This window comes from Methylomonas aurea, from assembly GCF_024505045.1.
In the GTDB taxonomy this organism is placed as follows: Bacteria; Pseudomonadota; Gammaproteobacteria; order Methylococcales; family Methylomonadaceae; genus Methylomonas; species Methylomonas aurea.
The window spans coordinates 44,901-62,094 of sequence record NZ_JANIBM010000021.1 but is presented as its reverse complement, the minus strand read 5'-3'; the positions used below and the strand labels follow the sequence as shown (position 1 = coordinate 62,094).

Annotated in this window: 16 protein-coding genes; 8 read left to right on the top strand and 8 right to left on the bottom strand. The window is 57.1% G+C overall.

The genetic code is table 11. From position 1 onward, the window contains the following. Positions 1-75: 75 nt before the first annotated feature. A complete protein-coding gene (locus NP603_RS14545; RefSeq protein WP_256611637.1) occupies positions 76-1,314 on the bottom strand; it encodes a YfiM family lipoprotein in 1,239 nt (412 codons plus the stop codon). Continuing rightward, positions 1,308-2,810 (bottom strand): exopolyphosphatase, encoded by a 1,503-nt coding sequence (gene ppx / locus NP603_RS14540; RefSeq protein WP_256611636.1) that lies wholly within the window; start codon positions 2,808-2,810, stop codon positions 1,308-1,310. The genes NP603_RS14545 and ppx overlap by 7 nt, the downstream gene beginning before the upstream one ends. Before the next feature lie 119 nt (positions 2,811-2,929). Here ppx and NP603_RS14535 point away from each other — a divergent pair, with 119 nt between their 5' ends. After that, complete coding sequence (locus NP603_RS14535; RefSeq protein WP_256611635.1) at positions 2,930-3,835, top strand: ABC transporter ATP-binding protein; 906 nt, start codon at positions 2,930-2,932, stop codon at positions 3,833-3,835. Next, positions 3,832-4,596: an ABC transporter permease gene (locus NP603_RS14530; RefSeq protein WP_256611634.1), complete on the top strand. Its 765-nt coding sequence runs from the start codon at positions 3,832-3,834 to the stop codon at positions 4,594-4,596. The genes NP603_RS14535 and NP603_RS14530 overlap by 4 nt, the downstream gene beginning before the upstream one ends. A 1-nt stretch (position 4,597) precedes the next feature. Here the strand turns inward: NP603_RS14530 and NP603_RS14525 are convergent, their stop codons facing one another. From NP603_RS14525 to NP603_RS14510, 4 genes are all read right to left on the bottom strand, one after another. Then, positions 4,598-5,305 (bottom strand): helix-turn-helix domain-containing protein, encoded by a 708-nt coding sequence (locus tag NP603_RS14525; protein ID WP_256611633.1) that lies wholly within the window; start codon positions 5,303-5,305, stop codon positions 4,598-4,600. A gap of 89 nt (positions 5,306-5,394) precedes the next feature. Then, positions 5,395-6,402, bottom strand: coding sequence for a class 1 fructose-bisphosphatase (locus NP603_RS14520; protein ID WP_256611632.1), 1,008 nt, complete (start codon positions 6,400-6,402; stop codon positions 5,395-5,397). A 104-nt stretch (positions 6,403-6,506) separates the two neighbouring features. Further along, a complete protein-coding gene (gene fliK / locus NP603_RS14515; RefSeq protein WP_256611631.1) occupies positions 6,507-8,003 on the bottom strand; it encodes a flagellar hook-length control protein FliK in 1,497 nt (498 codons plus the stop codon). 28 nt (positions 8,004-8,031) lie between these two features. Then, a complete protein-coding gene (locus NP603_RS14510; protein ID WP_256611630.1) occupies positions 8,032-8,490 on the bottom strand; it encodes an EVE domain-containing protein in 459 nt (152 codons plus the stop codon). Between the two features lie 263 nt (positions 8,491-8,753). Between NP603_RS14510 and NP603_RS14505 the strand changes: the two genes are divergently transcribed. The 4 genes from NP603_RS14505 to NP603_RS22040 are packed head-to-tail and all read left to right on the top strand — an operon-like array spanning position 8,754 to position 13,155. Further along, positions 8,754-9,593 (top strand): hypothetical protein, encoded by an 840-nt coding sequence (locus NP603_RS14505; RefSeq protein WP_256611629.1) that lies wholly within the window; start codon positions 8,754-8,756, stop codon positions 9,591-9,593. Positions 9,594-9,612: 19 nt separating this feature from the next. Further along, positions 9,613-10,539 carry an AAA family ATPase gene (locus tag NP603_RS14500; RefSeq protein WP_256611628.1) on the top strand — a complete coding sequence of 309 codons (927 nt, stop codon included), beginning with the start codon at positions 9,613-9,615 and terminating at the stop codon, positions 10,537-10,539. A 4-nt stretch (positions 10,540-10,543) separates the two neighbouring features. Further along, on the top strand, positions 10,544-11,800 hold the full coding sequence (locus NP603_RS14495) for a DUF58 domain-containing protein (RefSeq protein ID WP_256611627.1): 1,257 nt from the start codon (positions 10,544-10,546) through the stop codon (positions 11,798-11,800). Further along, a complete protein-coding gene (locus NP603_RS22040) occupies positions 11,797-13,155 on the top strand; it encodes a DUF4129 domain-containing protein (RefSeq protein ID WP_256611626.1) in 1,359 nt (452 codons plus the stop codon). Before NP603_RS14495 ends, NP603_RS22040 begins: the two co-directional genes overlap by 4 nt. A gap of 35 nt (positions 13,156-13,190) precedes the next feature. On the opposite strand, the gene NP603_RS14485 is transcribed toward NP603_RS22040, so the two are convergent. Further along, the gene (locus NP603_RS14485; RefSeq protein WP_256611624.1) at positions 13,191-14,264 is read right to left on the bottom strand and encodes a class I SAM-dependent methyltransferase; all 1,074 of its coding nucleotides are present in this window, start codon (positions 14,262-14,264) and stop codon (positions 13,191-13,193) included. A 126-nt stretch (positions 14,265-14,390) separates the two neighbouring features. Next, positions 14,391-14,702 carry a YdhR family protein gene (locus NP603_RS14480; RefSeq protein WP_256611623.1) on the bottom strand — a complete coding sequence of 104 codons (312 nt, stop codon included), beginning with the start codon at positions 14,700-14,702 and terminating at the stop codon, positions 14,391-14,393. Between the two features lie 348 nt (positions 14,703-15,050). Here NP603_RS14480 and NP603_RS14475 point away from each other — a divergent pair, with 348 nt between their 5' ends. After that, complete coding sequence (locus NP603_RS14475) at positions 15,051-15,203, top strand: hypothetical protein (protein ID WP_256611621.1); 153 nt, start codon at positions 15,051-15,053, stop codon at positions 15,201-15,203. Positions 15,204-15,549: 346 nt separating this feature from the next. Further along, on the top strand, positions 15,550-17,184 hold the full coding sequence (locus NP603_RS14470) for a class I SAM-dependent DNA methyltransferase (RefSeq protein WP_256611619.1): 1,635 nt from the start codon (positions 15,550-15,552) through the stop codon (positions 17,182-17,184). Positions 17,185-17,194 lie beyond the last annotated feature (10 nt).

Below are 17,194 nucleotides of genomic sequence, written 5' to 3'. Positions count from 1 at the left end.
AATTTTTAGAGGTTGCCTCAAGTCATCCTGTATTTAACCGGCCTCACTGCTGCGGTGGGATCCGGTTCTTACACTTCACTGCGGTTGGTAAAGCGGCAAGGTGTCCAGCCTTTTGTCGATTTCCGCGATAATTTCTTTGTAACGCTTGCTGCCGACATTTTCGAAACGCTGTTTAAAATCCGCTTCGTCCATATGTTCCGGCAGGTCTTGCACATCGGGGACAATCGCCGAATAGTCTTTGGTTTCGGCCATTAATTTTTGTAACAGCCGAGCTTGGGTCTGGGAGGCAATAGCCATTCGGCCGAAGCGACTCCCGGCCATATCGGCGGATAAGTCGATAAAACTGAAACCGCTGCCTTGCCGCGCGTCGCCCAACTCCTTATCGACGCCCATTTTCTCGACCAATAACGACGAGTCGACCGCGGCTAATAAAGCCGAAGCGATGAAATGTTGCGGAATATCGACGCGTTTGTAGGCAAAAACCGGGTATTCCTTGCTGTATACCAAGCCCAACGGCAAGTAGCGGCGCAAGTCGCGCTTGTAGATATAACTGGCCACGGCGATGATGATGGCCCGGTTTTCCTGGATGGCGTCAGCTTCGGGGGTATTTTGGTAGGCGACCGCGAATAAAGGCTGTAATAAATCGATTAAGGACAGACGCCAATTCGGATCGTGCCGGCCGACGATTTCGTTGATTTGCTGCTGGTACAGATGCAGGTTGGGATATTCGGCGTGTTTTCGAATTACCAACTGTTTGGCGGCATCGACAATCGAACCCAAATAACTGATTTCCAAGGTTTGCGGACCGATGCGCACGTCCTTGACATACTGGGCCAGAACCTGCCAGTAGTCATTCAGCGGCGTATAGCGGACCAAGGCCGGAATTACCAGGTTTGCCGCCGGATCCGGAATCGAGATCTCGCCGACCTTGAATGATTTCAAGCGGATGGTGTCGTTTACTTGCCGCACGCTGAAACTGAAATCCAGGTAGTGCCCGAGCAGGCTTTCCGGTACGAACACGGCAATTTGGCAGTCGATTCGGTCTTGGCCGAAATGGACTTGGGTGGTGTTTTCGACGAAATGGTCCAGCAAATAGCTGACGGCGATATTCAAATCCTTCTGGTCGAGATAGACGGTTTTCAATTGGCTCCGTTCTTCCGGACGTACGTGCAGCAACTGTTTAGCCCGTTGAATGTCCTCGCGCGTCAAGCCCTGATTCAGACTGGGCAACGGCGAGTCGTCGATCGCGAATAGTAATAGTACTGCCAATAGCGCTGCGGTAGAGAACAGCGCGAATAACAAAGCCTTCAGCATTGATCGATGATCAACTCGAAATTCGCGTCTTCCAGATAGTGCATCTCTTTTTTCAAGTCGGCGTAGGTCAGCGGTGCTTGTTCCAGCCAGCCTTCCGGAAACGCGAGTTTGATGTTGTTGCCGTCGATATCGATTTTGAAATCGGCGCGTTGGCTATGGCGGTTGCGGTGTAACAGTGTGGCCAGTCGAAACACGATGGCCATGATAGGCGCGTTTTGCCGCCACGGCGCCGGCAAATCGGCAAAACGCTCCAAGCGCAACTTTTTCCGATGGCTGCGCACCAATATCGACAGCAGTAACTGGTCTTGTTTGGAAAATCCGGCTAGATCGCCGTTTTCCAGAATGTAAGCACTGTGTTTGTGGTATTGGCTGTGGGCAATTTCGAAACCGATCTCGTGCAGTTCCGCCGCCCATTCCAAAAATTGCAGGCTGGTCGGGTTGTCGTGGAAACAGGGGTGGACGTCCAATTGTCTTGCGATGTAGCGCAAAGTATCCTTCAATTGCTCGCTATGGCTCTGGTCGGTGTGGTAGCGCTCGGCAATGGTTTTGCTGGTTTGCGAACGAATGTCGTCGTTATAGATGCGGCCCAGCAGGTCCTGAACCAGACCCTCGCGCAACGCGCCGTCGGACACGGTCATCTGTTCGATATTCAAGGTCTTGAACGTCGCATAGACGATTGCGACCGCGCCGATAAAGACCGGGCGGCGCTCGATGCTCAATGCCGGAAAATTGATCTGCTCGACCTTATCCAGCTTCAATAGCTGGGCGACCAGTTGCTCCATGCCGGCCATCGTGATGCCGTTGTTGCTCCAACCCGAGGTTTGCAGCACGTTACTGATTGCTTTCAAACTGCCGGAGGCGCCGATCGCTTCATCCCAATTTTGGGAGTTGAAGGTATTTTGGAAGGGTTCCAAATGCTGTTCGGCAAACAACGTGGCTTTGCGGAACGCTTTCTTGTTGATCTCGCCGTTTTTAAAAAAAAGTTGGCTGACCGTGACGCAACCCATGTTCAGGCTTTCCTTGGTATGGGCGACATCGTTGCGGCCGATGATGTATTCGGTACTGCTGCCGCCGATATCCATCACGAAGCGGTTGTTGGCATTGCTGGCCAGGCTGTGGGCCACGCCCTGGTAGATCAAACGGGCTTCTTCGATGCCGGAAATAATATGAATCGGATGACCCAACGCCTTTTCCGCCTTTTTGATGAACTGTTGCGCGTTCTTGGCGATACGTAAGGTATTGGTGCCGACGATTGCGACGCTGTTCGGCGGAAAATTGCGAATGCGTTGACCGAAGCGTTCCAGGCAGGCCAGCGCCCGTTCTTGCGTGGCCTGATCCAGATACTTTTGCGAGTCCAATCCCGCCGCCAGGCGCACCATTTCTTTCAATCGGTCCAGGGTTTGCAGCTTTCCGTCGTGCAAACTGCAAATGATCATGTGGAAACTATTGGAGCCAAGATCGACCGCGGCGACGCTGGTCGGTATTTGCTGGGGCACGAGTCTGTTCCTGTTCGGACTACGGGGAAAGGCGGAGTCTGATAGAATTCCGCAGCTTAACTGGCGCGACTGTTCCCAACAGTTGCCAGCCATTGACGACGGCCATTATAAACCAGTGCATGACGGCTTTATCCATTCAAAACTTAAAAAAAACGTATGGCAACGGCTTCGAGGCCTTGAAGGGTGTGGACTTGGAAGTCGAGTGCGGTGATTTTTTCGCGTTACTCGGCCCCAACGGCGCCGGCAAATCCACGTTGATCGGCATCATCAGTTCTCTGGTCAATAAAACCAGCGGTAAGGTCAGAGTCTTCGACCACGATCTGGATACTGACCGGGTCGCGGCTAAAACCTGCATCGGTGCGGTACCGCAGGAAATCAATTTCAACCAATTCGAAACCTGTTTTAGCGTGGTTTTGAACCAAGCCGGTTATTACGGTATTCCGCGCAAGCTGGCGAAGCAGCGCACGGAGCAATGTTTGCGCCAGGTCGAATTGTGGGACAAGCGCGATACGGTGTCTCGGCGGTTGTCGGGCGGTATGAAACGGCGCTTGATGATCGCGCGGGCGATGGTGCATTCGCCGCGGCTGTTGATTTTGGACGAACCGACCGCCGGGGTCGATATCGAGATCCGGCGGTCGATGTGGGAGATGATGCAGGAGGTAAACAAACAGGGTACGACCATCATCCTGACGACCCACTATCTGGAAGAGGCGGAAAGCCTGTGCCGCAATATCGCCATCATCAACAACGGCGAAATCGTCGAGAAATCGGCGATGCATCAATTACTGGGGCGGATGCATACCGACCATTTCGTACTGGATGTCGGGCGAAGTCTGACCGGTGCACCGGCGATTGCCGGTTATCAGATCGAATTGGTGTCAGAACGCTGCCTGGAGGTCGCCGTGCCGAAAAGCCTCGGTTTAAACCGATTGTTTCAGGAGCTGTCCGCCCGGCAGATCGAAGTGTTGAGTCTGCGTAACAAATCCAACCGTCTCGAACAACTTTTCCTGGACTTGGTGCAATGAACTATTCCGTGGCCTTTTCGACCATCTTAATCAAGGAAATCCGCCGCTTCACCCGGATCTGGCCGCAAACCTTGCTACCGCCGGCCATCACCACGGCATTGTATTTTCTGATCTTCGGTAAACTGATCGGCGACCGGATCGGTTTGGTGCATGGCATCCGCTATATGGATTACATCGTGCCGGGCATCATCCTGATGTCGGTGATCAGTCATTCCTATTCGAACGTGGTGTCCTCGTTCTATTCCACCAAGTTTCAGCGCCACATCGAAGAACTGTTGGTGGCGCCGGTGCCAAACTACGTGATTTTGTCCGGCTACGTCTGCGGCGGCATTGCCCGCGGCGTGTTGGTCGGTTTGGTCGTGGCCGCCATTTCGATGATTTTTACCGACACCCGCATTTTGCATTGGGATATCGTTGCAGCGGTATTCGTGTTGACGGCGACCTTGTTCGCCTTGGCCGGCTTTATCAACGCCGTGTTCGCCGACAGTTTCGACGATATTTCGATTATTCCGAACTTCATCCTGACGCCGCTCAGCTATTTGGGCGGTGTGTTTTACTCGGTGGAAATGCTGCCCGGCATCTGGCAGAAGGTCGCCCAGGGCAATCCGATTTTGTATATGATCAACGCCTTCCGTTACGGCATGATCGGCGTCAGCGACGTGCAAATTCAGATTGCATTTGCCATGACGGCCGGTTTTATTCTGCTGTTGGCTAGTCTGAGCCTGTATTTATTGCACAAAGGCATCGGCATCAAAAACTGATTTATTCCAAAGGCAACAGCATGTTGCGCAGGCCGATCGGGTTTTTGATCGCGATAAAACGGTTCTGCACCACGATCAGTTCGTCGTCCTGAAACTTTTTCAGCAGGCGGCTGACGGTTTCCAATGCCAAACCGAGATGGTTGCCGATTTCCTGGCGGGTCAACGACAACTTGAATTCGGACGAGGAAAATCCGCGCCGTTTCAAACGTTCGGACAGGCTGATTAAGAAGTAGGCCAGGCGCTCGTCGGCCGGACGCTTGCTTAGCACCAACTGGTTTTTGTCCTCCAGCATTTTTTCGCCGGTATGGCGAAACAATTCCCTGGTCAGACTCGGCACGTTTTTGAACAAGTCGTCCATGTTGTCGGCCGGCAATATACAAAAACTCATGGTTTCCAGGGCTATCGCCGCACAGCTGTGTTTATCCTCGGACAGGCCGTCGAATCCCAGCAGTTCTCCAGGCAGCAGAATGTTTAGAATATGTTCGTTGCCGTGGCTGTCGTTGGCCACCAGTTTGGCGCTGCCGGATTTGATCGCCAGAATGCCGCGAAAATTGTCGCCTTCCCGGTAAATGAAATCGCCGCGTTGCAAGGTCTTGCGGGCTCTGACCACCTGGCTGATATTGTTGATCTCGCTCTGCGACAGACCGCGCGGCAAACAAATATTGTCCAGGCCGCAGTTGGCGCAATTGACTTGGTTTTTAATCGTCACGTTAAATTAAATTTCCGATAAATAAGATAGACGGGCCGGCCAAGGCCGGCTATCGACTCATCCCGAGTCCGTTTTTGTTCTAAAAAAAATCAATCCTGTTGATGGTAGGCAATGATGCGTTCGACTTCGTTCTTCGAGCCCAAAATCAGCGGCACCCGCTGATGGATGCTATTCGGTTTTAAATCCAAAATCCGTTCCCGACCGGTCGTGCATAAGCCGCCGGCTTGCTCGATGATAAATGCCATCGGATTTGCTTCGTACATCAGGCGCAGCTTGCCCGGTTTGCTCGGGTCGCGCAAGTCGTGCGGATACAGAAACACCCCGCCCCGATTCAATATCCGGTACACCTCGGCTACCAACGAGGCTACCCAGCGCATGTTGAAATTTTTACCGCGCGGGCCGTCTTCGCCGGCCACGCATTCGTCGATATAGCGTTTTACCGGCGGCTCCCAAAAGCGCTGGTTGGACATGTTGATGGCAAACTCGCTGCTTTCTTCCGGAATTTTCATGTTGCAATGGGTCAGGATGAACTCGCCGACGTCCTGGTCCAAAGTAAAGCCGTTGACGCCGTTGCCGGTGGTCAGCACCAGCATCGTCGACGGCCCGTACAACACGAAACCGGCGCAGACCTGTTCGGTGCCGCGGCGCAGAAAGTCCTCGGTTTCCGGTTCGATACCCTCGCGGCAACGCAAAATCGAGAAGATGGTGCCGACGGTCATGTTGATGTCGATATTGGACGAACCGTCCAGCGGATCGAACAACACCAGGTATTTGCCTTTCGGATATTGCTTCGGAATCTTGATCGGATCGTTGATCTCTTCGGAGGCCATACCGCCCAAAGAACCGCTCCAATCAAGGGCTTTGACCATGATGTCGTTGGTGATGATGTCCAGTTTTTTCTGGACCTCGCCCTGGACGTTTTCCGATTCGGCGCTGCCTAACACGCCGATCAAGGCTCCGCAGTTCACCCGATGCGAGATTTGTTTGCAGGCGGTGACGATGTTGTTCAGCAACAGGGTAAAGGTCCCCGAAGCGTCCGGCAGACCGCGCTGCTGTTCGATGATGAACTGGGTAAGGGTGACTTGCTGGTTAGACATGAATCTGTATCTCCAATGGATAAACGGCACGCGCCGCGGCCGTAGGGCCGAAGCGGAAATGGGTGTAAAGGTTGGATGTGAGCGGGCTATTCAAGGTTAGGCAGCTAAACTTTTTCGCTTAACAAGCTTTGCGGCGACGCTATCGGCGAGTGTTCTTGGGCAGGTTTGCCTTGTTGGGCATCCATAAAACCGGGCTTCAATCCTTTTTCTTCGAATTGCCGTCTCAGGTGGTCGAGACGCGCGTTAATTTTTTCGACCGTATCGGCCGATTCGCTCCAGAAACGAGTGTTGACGCTACCGTCGTAACAGGAGAGCTTGCAATGTATTGTAGCAAGTTCCGGCGGGGTAATGGTAATGCTCACTACCCAGTTGTTCTGTCCATTCGGGTTGCCGCTGCCGTCTCGATCGTGCTCCACGACCAGTTCCAGCAGGTCCGGCTTACCGTTTTGCAGGAAAGGCAGCTCCAACACCCAAACCTGGCGCGGCGCATCGTCTTTCGGCAACGAATGCAACTGGTCCAAGGTCAATTTCGCCAAACTACCCTCGGCTTGCTGCAACAGTTCTCTCAGCAGCGGTTCGCTGGCTGCGGCGGTGCGTTCTGCCGCGGCCGGTTTCAATTCCAGCGCCAGTTGCGCAATAAACTTGCCCAGTCTGAGCTTGAAGTCGTCCGCCAACGTAGGCGGCGTCTGCTGCCGGCCGGCTTGCGCCAATTGCGCTTCCAGGAACAGCCCTGAGCGGGTCACGGCAGTTTTTAGATCGCCTGGCTGGAACAGTGCCGATTTATCCGGAATCGCGCGCAAAATCTCCAACGCCAAATGTTTCAAGGTTTCGCCGACGGTTTTATCGGCGATCAATTCGCCAAAGGCATGGTCCAGCCGATTCAGCAACAGCAGCGGCGAACTTTGCTGCGGCAGGGCTTGTTTGAAAGCGGCGGCGACCAGCTCGGCTGCCGAATCCGCCGGCGCCAGGCTGACGCTGAACAACGGCGGCGCTCCGGCCTTCACAAGTTGCAATTCGATGCGGCTACCTGGCACCAACGCCGGTTTGGCCGGATCGGCTTCGATCAATTGCCGGCTATCCAGTGTGATCGGCGGAGCTGGCGAACGGCCAGCGGCGTTATCGGTTGCTGGTTGGACGGATGCCGGCAATGGCATAGCGAGTTGCAGCGTCATGCCTTGTTTGCCGACGCTGACCACCTGGGCCGGCACGGCCTGGCCGAGTTGCAGGTTTGGTAACGGATTGCCGGCTGCCGCCACTGGTGCCGGCGCGGCGGCGGTTGCCAGTTTCAGCAGCGGCGTTTCGCCGCTGGCCGTTGGCTTGGCGTTGGCCGGTAGCGGCGGAGCGATCAATTTGAATTCCGGTGTCGGCAATAATTTGACCACTTGCAGTTGCAAGCTTTGGCCGGCAGCGAGCGGCAAGGGCAGGGGCGTTTGCAGCGTCAAGGTCTTGCCGGCCATATTCACCGTCAGCAGATTCAATTGCGTTTGATTGACGACGATCTTGGCTTCCAGAACCTGATTCAGTTTCAGCTCCGGAAAGGCGGCACTGACTTTGTTCAGGGCGGCTTGCAGATTCGCATCCAGCGGCAGTTTGATTTCCACGTGCGTCACCTTGCCGCCGGCACGACGGCTATTCCAGCGCCAGGATAAACGCCCACTGCTCGACGCTGACCGGCATGATCGACAGCCGATTGCCGCGGCGCAACAAAGCCAGCTCGCTCAGCTCGGATTTGGTTTTCAGCTCGCGCAAGCTGATCGTGCGCGACAGTTTCCGCACGAATTTGACGTCGACCATAAACCAGGTCGGCTTATCCGGATTGCTTTTCGGATCGAAATGCTTGTCGTCCGGATCGAACGCCGTGAAATCCGGATAACTTTCCCTGACCACCTCGGCAATGCCGACGATGCCGGGCTCGTCGCAATTGGAGTGGTAAAACAATATTTGGTCGCCGATTTTCATCTCGTCGCGCATCATGTTGCGCGCCTGGTAATTGCGCACGCCGTCCCAATGTTCGGTTTGCTGCGGCCGCGCATATAAATCGTCGATACCGAAGGTTTCCGGTTCCGATTTCATCAGCCAATAACGCATAAATTCTCCTTGATATTCGAATCGGTCCGCTGTCGGCCAAAACCGGCCGGCGGCGGAAACCGGGGGCGGGCTTAGTTTATCAAGTTATAGCCCTAACCATAGCCAAACTGCCGCGATTGCCGACCGGCGGCCATGTCGCAAGTCAGGGCAACGCAATCCAAAACTTGGACTAAGTTTACGCTACCCAGCAACAACGCTAGAGCCGACCAGCCAGTCGCGGCGCTTGGCTGGCCCCTTTGCAATTGACCCCAACCAGGAGTTTCATGCTTACCAGCCTAAGAATTTGGCCGAATCTGTTATGCCTGTTGGCCGGCATCGTTTTCGGATTTCCGTTAATCCACGCGCCGTTGAACCATCCTGTCAGCCGCATGGCGTCCGCCAATCCGGCTTATCGCGAACTGAGTCAAAATGCATTCATGGTGATGTCGAATCGGATTGAATTGAGCCGGGGGCGTTTGGTCCGCTATACCGACGCTGCCGGGCAACTGCAAATCACTCGGGTACAGGGCATGCCGGGCGACCAAATCGGTTTTGCCGGGCAAACCCTGGCGGTGAACGCCCAGCCGGTGGCCGACTATCCGCAACTGCGGATGGCGCAAGGCTCGTTAATCGTGCCGCAGGACGCGGTGTTCTGTTTTCCGGATATCGCCGCGGACATTGGCGGCAACGAACGCAATCTGCAGCAATATCTGATTCCGGCCAATGTGTTGAACGGCAGCGTGCTCTACGTGTTGAATAACGATTCGACCGCTGCGGCAAATCCGGAGTTTTTCGGTTATGGCTACGGATTGTTATTGGCTTATCTGATCGTGTTTCTGGCCTTGGCCAGAAATAAGGACCGGCTGCATCCGGCGGTTTACTATCCGGTGCGCTGGGTCGTAGGCCTGAATCTGCTGGTCTGGGTTTTACTTGCCGGTTACGGGATTCACGGCGGTTTATCCGGAATCGTGCCGTCGATCTACTTCATTTTTCTGTCGGCGTTGGCGTATTTGGGCTTGTCGGCGGCCGCGGCGAGTAGCTCTGCTTTGGCCGTGGGGCTATTCGCCTTGCTGGCCATTTTTGCCGATAAGCCGATCTTGGGCCAAGCCGGTCCGAATTCCTGATTCAACTCAATCGCTCGCTATGGAAAACATTCACACCCTGATCGAAAACGTCGAACGCGTCATCGTCGGCAAACGGCCGGTCATCGAACTGGCTTGCGTCGCCATCCTTTGCAAAGGCCACATTCTGCTGGAAGACGTGCCCGGAACCGGCAAAACCATGTTGGCGCGGGCATTGGCGCGGTCGATCCAAGTCGACATGAAGCGCCTGCAATGCACGCCCGATTTATTGCCGTCGGACATCACCGGCGTGGCTGTATACAACCAGAAAAGCGCGGATTTCGAATTTCGTCCCGGCCCGGTATTCACCCAATTGCTATTGGCCGACGAAATCAATCGGGCGACGCCGCGGGCCCAGTCGGCATTGTTGGAATGCATGGAAGAGTTCCACGTCAGCGTCGACGGCCAAAGCTACGAATTGCCGAAATTATTCACGGTTATGGCTACGCAAAACCCGATCGACATGGCCGGCACCCATGCGCTGCCGGAGGCGCAGTTGGACCGTTTTTTCATACGGCTGCATATGGGCTACCCCAACATCGACCAGGAAATCAAAATCCTGGCGGCACAGGCTCAGAACCATCCGATCGAGACCCTGCAACCGGTTGCGACCGAAGCCCAAATCCTGGCGGCGCGCGCCGAGGTGAAAAATGTCTATATCAGCCCGGACGTCGCCGCCTACATCGTCGGTATCGGCGCTGCCAGTCGCAAACACACCGATTTGCGTTTGGGCGCCAGCCCACGCGCAACCTTGGCGCTGGCGCGCGCCGCGCAAGGTTTGGCCTATTTACGCGGCCAAGCCTTCGTCACTCCGGATTTGGTGAAACTAATCGCGCCGGCGGTACTTGAGCACCGGTTGTTGGTGCGGCCGCAGGCGGCGGTGCTGGGCCGCAGCGCCGGCGAAATTCTGGCCGAGATTCTCGGCCAATTGCCGCCGCCGGTGGTGTAGCCCGATGTCGGTTCAACGCCGGTTTTGGATACTGGCCGGTTTTGCGTTGGCGGCTTATGCCGGCGCCATCGCCCGCGAGCAAAGTCTGCCTTGGCTATTGGCGGCCTTGATCGGCGGCGGTTTACTCAGCGGTTTGCTCTGGCCTTACCTGTTGTTGAAGCGCGTGGCAATCCGCCGGATCGCGCCGCAACGGGCTTTGGAAGGCGATATGGTTAGATTCGAATTCGAAGTGCATAACCGCGGCCGGCTGCCGCGCTTTATGCTGGAATTGGCCGATCATCTGCCTTTTGTCGGCGCCGCCGAATCGCTGCCTGCCGCCGGCGCTCGCTTGTTGGGCGGGATTTCGTATATCCCCGGCGGCGCTAGCCGCCGCTTCGAGTTGACGTTGCAATGCGAAAAACGCGGCTTTTACCAGCTGGGGCCGGTCGGTCTGGCTTCGTCGTTTCCGTTAGGTTTGGCGGAAGTGCGTATCGCCGGAGAACAGACGACGCAAGGATTTACGATCTACCCGAAATTGTTTCCGATCCAGGCCTTGGCCTTGCTCGGTGCGCCCAGCCAGATTCACCGCGGCGCCTACTGTTTGCCGGAGGGCGCCGGAGCGGCCGAGTTCGCCGGCCTGCGCGAATACCGCAGCGGCGACAACCCGCGCCACGTGCACTGGCCGACCACCGCGCGGATGAACGAATTGATGGTAAAAGAATTCGAACCGTTGGCTTCGGCTTGCCTTTACATTGCACTGGATTTGGCCAAGGACGCCAATGTCGGCCGCGGCCGCCACAGCACCCTGGAGTATGCGATACGGATTGCCGCTTCCGTCGCCGGATATGCCTGCCGGCAAAACATCCATAGCCGCTTGCTGGCTTACGGGGCTCAAACCGTGCGCTTTGCTTCCGGCAAAGGCGACTTGCACTTTCAGCATATGTTGGACGCCTTGGCCGTGGCGGACAGCGACGGCCGCACCCCGTACGCCGAACTGTTGACCGACATTGCCTTGCATTGCCAGCGCGGCGAAACCGTGGTGTTGCTGCTCAGCGAACCGCCGCACCGGGACACGGCGACGCTGCAAGCGCTGGCCTTGCTGCGCGCCAGAGGCGCCAATTTGCTGGCGGTAACCTTCGACCGCGACAGTTTTTTTCCGAGCGGCGCCGGCATGGCCGCCGCACCGCGGCGAAGGGATTTGACCCTGGGTCTGCTGGAGATGGGCGTACCGAGCCTGACCGTGCGCAAAGGCGACGATTTGACCGAGGTATTCAATTCGTGAACGAAACCAAGCTTGCCGGATCGCTGTATGCCGGGTTGTTCGCCGCGCAACTGTTGGCGCTGGCCTGCAACGCGTATTTGGATATCGGCTACGGCAGCTTCGGCAGGGAAATGCTGTTTTGGTCGGTGGTGTTCGGCGGCACCCTGGCCGTCGGTTGGCGCCAAGGTCGAAAAGCCGGCGGCTGGGGCGGCATTGCCCAAAAATTCGTGTTGTTTTTCGGTTTGGTGTTGTTCGTGTTCGCGTTTTTGCCGTTGTGGGGCATGCCGCGCGCCGGCCTGTACCTGCTGGCGATGTTGCAAGCTGCTTACAATTGCGCGACTGCCGGCCGCCGCCAGTTGCACCTGGGGTTGTTGACCTCGTTGGCCTTGGTGCTGTTTGCCGCTTCCCACTACCGGGCGGACTGGACCATGCTGTTTTATATCCTGCCATATCTGATTGCCGCCGTGTTTACCTTGGTTGCCAGCCAGATTGGCCAGCGTAGCGACGACCTGCGTCTGACCGGCCTGGCGCGGACGTCGATTAGCCGGGGGCAGGGCGCCGCCAGCGCGGCCGCCACGCTGAGCATCTTGCTGCTCGGCGGCGGCTTGTACCTGCTGACGCCGCAAGTCAGTTGGCCTTATCTGGAATCGCGCTTCGGCCAGGAGGTTCCGCAGGCGCCGGGCGGTGAGCTGGAGCAGGCGCAGTCGGGCGGGCAGACCGGTTCCGCCGCAGCCAAAGGCCAGGGTGCGGCCGCCGAAAACGGTTCCGCTGGCAGCCAAGGTTTGCAATGGCCGGGCATGCACTGGCCCGGTCCGCAGGAAATGCGCGCCGCGGCGCAGCGGCCGCATATGCCGCGCTGGCAAAAATCGGCGATTGAGGAACTGGCCGGATTCAGCGAAACGCTACAGCCGGCGGTATTGGTTGTCTTCGATTGGTGGCGCTGGCTGCGGCAATGGCTGCGCGAACATTGGCTGGATTTGATGTTCGCGTTGCTGGGGTTGATTCTGCTGGCCGTAATACTCGCTTTCCGCAATCTGCTGCGCGAGACGCCTTGGGCGATCTGGTTTTTAAGCCGTTGGGATTATTGGTATCTGTGCCGCTGCGGACGCCATGCCGAGGGTGAGCGCGGCGCGCGCCAATACTACCGGGCAATGGAACGCTTGTTTGCGCTCGGCGATTTACCGAGATCCCGGTTCAACAATACCCGGGAATACCTGACGCAAATTCAACGCAGACATCGCCGCGACCTGCAAACCGGCGCCGCGGAACTGACCCGATTGTTCGAAGCGGCCCGCTACGGCGCAGATGGCTTGAGCGCCGGCGATCTGCAACGCATGCGCCGGCTGTATCGAGACCTCTATCGGCAAAGCGGTTGACCGGTTCAATTGTGCCGGCGCGACTTATCCGCAAATCAAAGCCTCGCTTCCAGCACCAGATTGGTCGGCGTCGCTGCGGCGCGGCGGATTTGGTTGAAGCCGGCGGCGTTCAACACCTCGCTGAGGCGTTTTTGTCCCGCCTGCGCTCCCAGACTCAAGCCGACTTCCTGCGATTTGGAAGCCGGCACGCAGACCATGGTCGAGAACGAATAATAGATTTGCCCCAGCGGATGCAGATTGTCTTCCAGCGCGTCGCCGGCGAACGGTTCGACCAGCATGAAGCAGCCGTCGGCGGCCAGCGTTCTGACGACGTGGGCTGCGGCGCCGACCGGGTCGCCCATGTCGTGCAGCGCGTCGAAGATGGTCACAAGGTCGTAGTTTTTGCCCGGATACTCCTTGGCGGTGACCACTTCGAAAATGGTGTTGCTGGCGACGCCGGCGGCGCGCGCCCGTTCCCGGGCATGTTCGATCGACGGCGCGTGAAAGTCGAAGCCGTGGAACGTCGAGTTGGGAAAGGCTTTGGCCATCAATATCGTCGACGAGCCGTGGCCGCAACCGACGTCGGCGACGCGGGCGCCGGCTTCCAGTTTGGCGCAGACGCCGTCCAGCGCCGGCAGCCAATGGTCGATCAAATTCATCGCGTACATCGGCCGGAAGAAACGCTCGGTGCCGCAGAACAAGCACGGGCTGTGCTCGCGCCAGGGCAGGCCGGCACCGGAGCGGAACACCTCGCTGAACTTGGGTTCGTCGATATACACCGCCATTACCGCCTGGAAAAAGCCTTGCATGCAAGCGGGATGGCCTTCGGCGGCGAAGATCACGGCCTGCTCCGGCGTCATCGAAAATTTGCCCGCCGCCGGGTCGTACTGGACGTAGCCCGCCGCGGCGTTGGCCGATAGCCATTCCCGCAGATAGCGTTCGTCCATACCGGTGTTGTCGGCCAACTCCCGGCTGGTGGCCGGACTGATTTCCAACAGCGCGCTGTACAAATCCAGCTTGTCGCCGATGTAGGCCAGCAACAGGCCTAACGAGCCGGCGACGTCGTTGATGAGTTTGCCCTGGAGCTGCTCCAGCTTGGCGGTGTCGACTTGGTTCAAATGCAAGGTCATGTCTTTCTCCCGATGAGTTGCCGTTTGAGGGTAGGGGCGGTGGTCGGTGCAATCTACCCAATTCGGCTGGCGGGAACAAAGTTAATTTTTGCTAATAAAACCGGCGCCGCACTGGCGTGTCCGGCGCTATTCCGCCGGATAGTAAGGCGAATTCATGCCGATATTGGCGGCGCGGGTGGTTTCGCCGTCGAACAATTTCACCGACAGATTGCCGTTGACCTTTTTCGCGAACGGCAGCAGCAGGCCGTCGATATAGTTCTGCGCGTTGGCGATCGAATCGAATTCGTAAAAACCGCCGACGGTATGGTTGTTGACGCCGATGAGCCAGGTCTTCGACTTCAAGCCCGGAAATTGTTTCATCTGGACATTGATGGGCTGCCAATCGATTTGATCGAACGGAATTGCTACTTGATATTCTGCGTATAAAAAGACTTTCATCAGTCAACCTCAGGTTTAGTTGGTGAATTGGCAGCCTGCCGCACATCGCCGCCGGCTGCGTTGGGACCGCGCCGAGCTGCAGCAATCCTCGGGCCAATCGCGCGGCAAGTTTTAGGTCGATAACAATCAGAGGCTTAGCAAGCGGCAGCCGGAGATTGGATTGAAATGGGTTTTCATATTGCGAAACGCCGTTTCACATCTTGCCGTCAACTGAGTAGGCGATTAGTCCCCGGATGCGGCAACAGTCCGGCCGAAAATTCGGCCGCGGCAGGCGGTTTGGCGCCCTGGCTGGACAACGCCGATTTTTAGCCATAAGCTGGACTTTTCCCAACCATTCAGGAGCCAATCATGGATATTTCGTGTTACCGCGGTACGCCGAAAATCATCGGCGCATTGATCGACGCGCTGTACCAAAACCCGACATTGCTATTCGCCGCCGTAGCCGGGGCGGCTGCGCTGGCCGGCCTGTGGTGGTACAAGACCGCCAATAAAACCGAATAGCCTGCCCGAGCCATGCGCTGCGAGCGAAGCACGGCCAAAACCGGGAATGGGTTGCCGCCTGGCGTTTCGGTAAGGCTGCCAACTTCGCCGGCTTCGCAACCCTGGCGGCCATCGAAGCATCGACCGCACAACCGCAGGTACCGTCTGTCAGGCCAAACTTAAATTGGAAAATCTGGCTGGTCAGGCAGGCGGGTTTTCAATACACCAAACCGCAAAAATGAAAGTTCGGACAAGCTATTCACTTGGCTCCGCAGCATCCGCGCTATGTTAAATCGGCTAGGATTTGATTGGCTTCGGTTGCAACAACGCCGATAATTCGCGGCTTTGAACGACTCATCACCTTACCATGCTCGACGACATTAAACGGACACTCTGGGCCGCCGCCGACAAGCTGCGCGCCAATATGGACGCCGCCGAATACAAACATCTGGTGCTCGGCCTGATCTTCGTCAAATACATCTCCGACAGCTTTAGCGCCCGTCGCGGCGACCTGGAAAAGCGCCTGCGCGATCCCGACGACGACTATTACTACGGCGAAGCGCTGCAAGAAGACATCGACGCCGAACTGGAAGACCGCGACTATTACAAGGAAGTCAACATCTTCTGGGTGCCGGAAGCCGCGCGCTGGGAAGCCTTGCGCGCCGCCGCCAAACAGCCGGACATCGGCAAACGCATTGACGACGCGCTGGCCTTGATCGAAAGCGAAAACCCCAAGCTGAAAGGCATACTGGATAAACGCTATGCTCGCGCCCAACTGCCGAACGGCAAGCTCGGCGAACTGGTGGACTTGGTGTCCACCATTGGCTTCGGCGAAGACGCCAGCCAGGCCCGCGACGTGTTGGGGCAGGTCTACGAATATTTCCTCGGCCAATTCGCCAGCGCCGAAGGCAAGAAAGGCGGCCAGTTCTATACCCCGGCCAGCATCGTCAAAACCCTGGTTGCCGTGCTGGCGCCGCACCACGGTAAAGTCTACGACCCTTGCTGCGGTTCCGGCGGCATGTTCGTGCAATCGGAAAAGTTCATCGAAGCCCACGGCGGCAAACTGGGCGACGTGTCGATCTACGGCCAGGAATCCAACCCCACCACCTGGCGTTTGGCGGCGATGAATCTGGCGATACGCGGCATCGACTTCAATCTGGGCAAGGAGCCGGCCGACAGCTTTACCCGCAACCAGCACCCGGATTTACGTGCTGACTTCATATTGGCTAATCCGCCGTTCAACATCAGCGACTGGTGGCACGGCAGCCTGGAAGGTGACCCGCGCTGGGTGTACGGCACGCCGCCGCCAGGCAACGCCAACTACGCCTGGTTGCAGCACATGCTCTATCACCTGAAACCCAACGGCCGCGCCGGCATCGTGCTGGCCAACGGCTCGATGAGTTCCAGCCAGAACAGCGAAGGTGACATCCGCCGCGCCATGGTCGACGCCGACGTAGTGGAAGTGATGATCGCCTTGCCCGGCCAATTGTTCTTCAACACCCAGATTCCGGCCTGTTTGTGGTTCTTAGCCAAGCAAAAGACCAGCCGCCAGGGCGAAGTGCTATTCATCGACGCCCGCAAGCTGGGCAGCATGATCAGCCGGGTGCAGGCGGAATTGACCGACGAAGTCATCGAGCGCATCGCCGCTACGGTGGCGGCATGGCGTGAGGAAGAAAACGTAGGTCGGGTTAGCGATAGCGTAACCCGACAAACCGTTTCCAATGCACCGGACGACAATGTTGGGTTACGGCTACCGCCTAACCCAACCTACCAAGACATTCCCGGCTACTGCCGCAGCGTCACCCTGGCCGAAATCGCCGAACACGGCCACGTCCTCACGCCCGGCCGCTATGTGGGCGCCGAAGCCGTCGAGGACGACGACGAAGCCTTTGCCGACAAGATGCAGAAACTTACCGAAAAGCTGGGCGAGCAGATGGCGAAAGGAGCTGAGCTCGATCAGTTGATTCGGCAGAAGCTGGGAGGGTTGGGGTATGAGTTTTGATTTATACCAA

Coding starts and splice junctions, on each gene's coding strand:
- NP603_RS14470 (WP_256611619.1), top strand. CDS start 15,550: ATGCTCGACGACATTAAACGGACACTCTGGGCCGCCGCCGACAAGCTG.
- NP603_RS14500 (WP_256611628.1), top strand. CDS start 9,613: ATGGAAAACATTCACACCCTGATCGAAAACGTCGAACGCGTCATCGTC.
- NP603_RS14505 (WP_256611629.1), top strand. CDS start 8,754: ATGCTTACCAGCCTAAGAATTTGGCCGAATCTGTTATGCCTGTTGGCC.
- NP603_RS14495 (WP_256611627.1), top strand. CDS start 10,544: ATGTCGGTTCAACGCCGGTTTTGGATACTGGCCGGTTTTGCGTTGGCG.
- NP603_RS14535 (WP_256611635.1), top strand. CDS start 2,930: ATGACGGCTTTATCCATTCAAAACTTAAAAAAAACGTATGGCAACGGC.
- NP603_RS14530 (WP_256611634.1), top strand. CDS start 3,832: ATGAACTATTCCGTGGCCTTTTCGACCATCTTAATCAAGGAAATCCGC.
- NP603_RS14545 (WP_256611637.1), bottom strand. CDS start 1,314: ATGCTGAAGGCTTTGTTATTCGCGCTGTTCTCTACCGCAGCGCTATTG.
- NP603_RS14475 (WP_256611621.1), top strand. CDS start 15,051: ATGGATATTTCGTGTTACCGCGGTACGCCGAAAATCATCGGCGCATTG.
- NP603_RS14485 (WP_256611624.1), bottom strand. CDS start 14,264: ATGACCTTGCATTTGAACCAAGTCGACACCGCCAAGCTGGAGCAGCTC.
- NP603_RS14520 (WP_256611632.1), bottom strand. CDS start 6,402: ATGTCTAACCAGCAAGTCACCCTTACCCAGTTCATCATCGAACAGCAG.
- NP603_RS14510 (WP_256611630.1), bottom strand. CDS start 8,490: ATGCGTTATTGGCTGATGAAATCGGAACCGGAAACCTTCGGTATCGAC.
- NP603_RS14480 (WP_256611623.1), bottom strand. CDS start 14,702: ATGAAAGTCTTTTTATACGCAGAATATCAAGTAGCAATTCCGTTCGAT.